General features: G+C 71.9%; 3 protein-coding genes. All 3 read right to left on the bottom strand.

Annotation, left to right across the window (positions count from 1 at the left end; all coding sequences use genetic code 11):
• Nucleotides 1-10 precede the first annotated feature (10 nt).
• Entirely contained in the window at nucleotides 11-2,233 is a 2,223-nt protein-coding gene (locus GTW67_RS03685; RefSeq protein WP_161163349.1) for an NHLP family bacteriocin export ABC transporter peptidase/permease/ATPase subunit, read from the bottom strand.
• Nucleotides 2,230-3,036, bottom strand: a complete 807-nt coding sequence (locus GTW67_RS03680) for an HlyD family efflux transporter periplasmic adaptor subunit (RefSeq protein ID WP_161163348.1) — start codon at nucleotides 3,034-3,036, stop codon at nucleotides 2,230-2,232. Before GTW67_RS03680 ends, GTW67_RS03685 begins: the two co-directional genes overlap by 4 nt.
• 101 nt (nucleotides 3,037-3,137) lie before the next feature.
• Nucleotides 3,138-3,353 (bottom strand): type A2 lantipeptide, encoded by a 216-nt coding sequence (locus tag GTW67_RS03675; protein ID WP_161163347.1) that lies wholly within the window; start codon nucleotides 3,351-3,353, stop codon nucleotides 3,138-3,140.
• Between the last annotated feature and the right edge of the window lie 720 nt (nucleotides 3,354-4,073).

Genomic DNA, 4,073 nt, shown 5'->3' with positions numbered 1-4,073 from the left:
TGTCGTCATCTCACCGCTCCCCGACCAGCGCCGCGTACGCGCCGCCGCGCGCCACCAGTTCCTCGTGCCGCCCGCGCTCCACGACCGTGCCGTGCGCCAGGACGACGATCTCGTCGCTGTCCCGCACGGTGCTCAGCCGGTGCGCGATCACCACGCACGCGCAGCCGCGCCGGCGCAGGTTGTCCATCACCACCAGCTCGGTCTCCGCGTCCAGCGCGCTGGTCACCTCGTCCAGGACCAGGATGCTGGGCCTGCGCACCAGCGCCCGCGCGATCTCCAGCCGCTGGCGCTGCCCGCCGGAGAAGTTCCGGCCGTCCTGCTCGACCCTGCTGTGGATACCGCCAGGACGGCGCGTCACCACGTCGTACAGCGCGGCGTCCCTCAGCGCCTCCACCACGGCGTCGTCCGGGACCGACGGGTCCCACAGCGCCACGTTGTCGCGCACCGAGCCCTCGAAGAGGAACACGTCCTGGTCGACGAAGGACACCGAGGACGCCAGCGCCCCGCGCGGAATGTCCTCCAGGCGCTGCCCGTCGATGCGGATCACGCCCTCCCACGGCGTGTACAGACCGGAGATCAGCCGGGACACCGTGGACTTGCCGCTGCCCGAGCCGCCGACAAGTGCCACCTGCCGCCCCGGGCCGACCGTCAGGTCGAAGCCGGTCAGCAACGGCTTGTCGAGGGGGCTGTAGCCGAACGAGATGTTCTCCAGCTCGACATGGCCGTGCAGCCGGCGCGTCGAGTCACCGCCGCCGGGACGGCCGTACAGCGGGTCGGCCCGGAAGTTCTCCACGTCCTTCAGCCGGGCCACGTCGGCCGCGAAGTCCTGGATGCGGCCCGCGACGCCGTTCAGCCGGGTCAGCGGCGCCGTGAAGCGGGTGACCAGCGCCTGGAAGGCGACCAGCAGACCGATCGAGATGTGCCCCTCGACCGCCCGCATGCCGCCGATCCACAGGATCAGCGCGCTGTTCAGCGTGGCCAGCGTCGGCGCGACCACCCCCAGCCACGCGCTCGGCACCCCGAGCCGCTGCTGCTCCTCCAGCGTGGTGGCGTGCTGCCCCGCCCACTTGCGGAAGTAGCCGTCCTCACCGCCGGTCGCCTTCATCGTCTCGATCAGCTGAAGACCCGTGTACGCCGTGTTGGTCAGCCGGGCCGTGTCCGCGCGCAGCTTCGCCGTCCGGGTCGCCCGCAGCTTGATCACGACCCGCATCGCGACGATGTTGAGCAGCGCCACACCGATGCCGACGAAGGTCAGCTGAGGGTCGTACGTGTACAGCAGCACGGCGTACAGCACGACGACGATCGCGTCGACGCCCGCCGCCGCGAGGTCGCGGGCCAGGGTCTCGGCGACGGCGTCGTTGGACTGAAGACGCTGCACCAGGTCGGCCGGGCTGCGCTGCGAGAAGAACGTCACCGGCAGCCGCAGCAGATGCCGCAGGAAGCGGGCGCTGGAGAGGGTGGAGGAGATGATGCGGCCGTGCAGCAGGTTCGCCTGCTGGAGCCAGGTCAGCACCACCGTGAGCAGCACGCACGCCGCCATCGACGCGAACAGCACACCCAGCAGCGAGGTCTGTCCGCCGATCAGGAACATGTCGATGTAGGTGCGGCTCAGCGCGGGCACCGCCGCGCCCACCGCCACCAGCAGCAGGCTCGCCAGCACGGCGGCGGGCAGCGTGCCCGCGGTGCCGCGCAGCCGGGCCGGCATCGCGCCGAGCACACCGGGCTTGCGGCCGCCGCGGGTGAAGTCGTCACCGGGCTCCATGGTCAGCACGACCCCGGTGAAGCTGCCGTCGAAGTCCTCCAGGGACACGAAACGGCGGCCCTTGCCCGGGTCGTTGATGAACACTCCGCGCCGCCCGAAGCGCCGGCCCATGCCGTCGTAGACGACGTAGTGGTTGAACTCCCAGAACAGGATGGCCGGCGCCGTCACCTCGGCGAGGGCGGCCAGGTCCATCTGCATGCCCTTGGCGGTGAGGCCGTAACCGCGCGCCGCCTTCAGCAGGTTGCTGGCGCGCGAACCGTCGCGGGAGACACCGCAGGCGATGCGCAGCTCCTCCAGCGGGACGTGCCGGCCGTAGTGGCCGAGGACCATCGCGAGGGAGGCGGCGCCGCACTCCACGGCCTCCATCTGGAGCACGGTGGGCGTACGGACGGTCTTCGCCCGCCCCTTGGGCACCTTGCGCCTGGGCGGTGCGGCCCGGCGTCTGCCCCGGGTGTCGGTCGCGGCGGTCACGGCAGCAGCCAATCGACGGGACGCTGCCCGGCCAGCCGGATGGAGCCCGTTGCCGGCGTCATGGAGGTCAGGTCGTACGGCGGTCCGCCCGCGGACGACCAGGCGTAGCCGCTCTTCGTGGCCGCCGAGGTGTCGAGGCGCACCGTCACGGCCACCGGCCGACCGTCCTTCGTGAACTGCTCGCCGAGTTGGGCGTCCCCGAGGAACGCGCCGATCGTCTGCGCCGACTGGGCCGAGCGGTCCACCGACTTCACATGGCCGCGCAGCACGCCGAACTCCTGGGCCGGCACCGACTGCACGGTCAGGTCGACCGGGGCGTCGGCGGGAATGGCGGCGGCGTTCTCCGCGGGGACGTAGACGGTGGCGTAGAGCGGGTCGCCGGCGTGGGCGACCTTCTCGACCGACGCGACGTTCGCGCCGGTCTGGATGATCTGGCCGACGGTGGCGGCGAGCGCGCTGACACGGCCCGCGTCGAGCGAGCGGACGACGGTGTCGCCCTCGGCCGTACGCACCTTCAGCACCGGGGAGTCGGCGGCCAGCCGCTCACCCTGCCGGGCGAGCACCGCGGTGACCTGGCCGGAGACCGGACTTTGCAGGACGTAGCTGCCCTGCCCGTGGGTGAGGACGGCGGGTGCGCCGACCGTGGAGGTCACCGACCCGGTCACCGCCCACACGGACGCGGCGGCCATCGCGACGACGGTCACGGACAGCACGAGCCAGCCCTGCGGGCGGGCGAAACGCACCGGGAGGTCGAGCTCCTCCGGTGACTGGAGTTTGGCGAGGGCCTGTTGGCGGAACTGCACGTCGGAGGCATCCCAGGAGAGCGCTCGGAAACCGTCGGGGAACGGCCGAAAAGTCCCGGAGCCGGGGTACGGCTCCGGGACTCAGCGGCACAAGGGCGCGATCAGAGACCGGCGACCAGGCCCGTGACCGGGGCCGTGTTCAGGCCGGTGACACCCTCGACGGTGCCGACGGCGGTGTTGAGCAGACCCGAGACCGGGGCGATGCCGTCCACCAGGCCGGTGACGGTGCCGACGGCGTTCACGTTCAGGCCGCCGGAGACGTTGTCGAGCTCGGCGTCGGAGATCTCGACGGTCTCAACCTGGGGGGTGGAGTTCATGATGGAACTTCCCTTCGTATAGCCAATTCACAAGGGGGGAGCGGCCCCCTCTGGGGACAGATGACGGCCGCGGCCACGGGCGGCCGGAGCGCCCGCTTCCGGAGCCCTCCGCGGCCGCCGCGGTGCGATGGATCAAAGCACGCGGCTGGTCGGCCCTTCCAATCAATCACCGCCCTCACCTGGACACTTGCGACGCCGAGGCGCCCAAGCGTGCAGGAGTGCGCACGTCCTCGCGGCGACTTCTTCACACCGGGGACGGCCTCGGGCCGCGCGACCCCTTGCCCGAGCCGCCGCGAATCCGGCACTCCCGCCCCAAAGGCGCAAGCGGCACCCGCGGGTTGTGGAGACCGGCCAACCGGGGTGACCGCGTTGGGCAGTCGATGTGCAGATTCGCTGAAGCCGGGATTCCGCTCCGCGGCCGGAACAGAGCGTCCCCGGCCGGTAGCGGAGTGTGCCGGACGGGCCGGATTGAACGGCTCGTCCGGCCCGTGCGTACCAACAGCCATCCAGGCGCCCCCCGACAGCTGCCGACCGGCGGCACGGACCCCGTCCCAGGAGGTCGAGAAGGTTGAGTCACCAGCGAATCCCGAAGCGCAAGGCCGCACTGGCCGCAGGAGCGGTGGTGGCGCTCGGCGCGGCCGCCGTCCTGCTGCCGAACGCCAACGCCTCGCAGGACGACGGCGGTTCGGGCGGCACCGCCGCCGCGCCGAGGACGCCCAA

Origin of the sequence: Streptomyces sp. SID5910 (assembly GCF_009862125.1) — a bacterium.
Taxonomy (GTDB): domain Bacteria; phylum Actinomycetota; class Actinomycetes; order Streptomycetales; family Streptomycetaceae; genus Streptomyces.
Note: the sequence above shows the minus strand (reverse complement) of the source record. Positions and strands in the feature narration are given on the sequence as shown.

Excerpts from the sequence above, each read along its gene's own strand:
- GTW67_RS03675 (WP_161163347.1), bottom strand. The coding sequence starts at position 3,353 with ATGAACTCCACCCCCCAGGTTGAGACCGTCGAGATCTCCGACGCCGAG.